Origin of the sequence: Kytococcus sp. HMSC28H12, assembly GCF_001816045.1 — a bacterium.
Taxonomy (GTDB): Bacteria; Actinomycetota; Actinomycetes; order Actinomycetales; family Dermatophilaceae; genus Kytococcus; species Kytococcus schroeteri.
The window spans coordinates 1-715 of sequence record NZ_KV824584.1; the positions used below are offsets into that span (position 1 = coordinate 1).

Consider the following 715-nt stretch of genomic DNA (forward strand, 5'->3'; position numbering starts at 1 on the left):
GCCGCCGCCGAGGTGGCCCGCCTGCTGGAGCAGGCCCGGCTGCTGGGGCTGGCCTCCAGCCCGCTGCGCCACGCCGACCGCTGGGCCCCGAGCCCCTGGCTGGTCGCCCTGGCCGGAGGAAGCACGCCCGAGGACCCGCTCGGCCCCGTGACGGCCGCCCTGGCCGACGCCCTGCCGGAGGCCACCTCCTCGATGCTGGTGCAGGCCGACCTGACGGCCGTCGTCCCCGGCCGGCCCACCCCCGCGCTCACCCGGTTGCTCCACGCGGCCACGGACGTGGAGTCCCGCGGTGGCGCGTCCACGCACCGTTTCAGCGAACGCAGCCTGCGCCGCGCCCTGGACGCCGGCCACCAGGCGGCAGACCTGCGCGAGGCGATCAGCGCCGCATCGGCCACGGGCCTGCCGCAACCGGTGGACTACCTGCTGCGCGAGGTCTCCGCGGGCCACGGGCGGGTGCACGTCAGCGACGCCCGCGCCGTGCTCGCGGTGGACGACCCCGCCCTGGCCAGCCGGATGCTCCACGACCCGGAACTGGCCCCGGTGGGCCTGACACAGGTGGCGCCCACGGTGCTCACCAGCCACCTCTCCTCGGCCCAGGCCCGCTCCTTCCTGCGCGACCACGGCTACGGCCCGTCGGTGGGCGAGGACGCCACCACCGGCCCGGCCCGGGTCACGCCCCGCGGCGCCCCGCCGGTGCGCTCGCGCCCGCTCACCC

1 protein-coding gene is annotated in these 715 nt (G+C 78.6%); it reads left to right on the forward strand.

The genetic code is table 11. The features are described 5' to 3' along the window. On the forward strand, window positions 1–715 hold a 715-nt coding region (locus tag HMPREF3099_RS09170), incomplete at both ends, for a helicase-associated domain-containing protein (protein ID WP_168168505.1).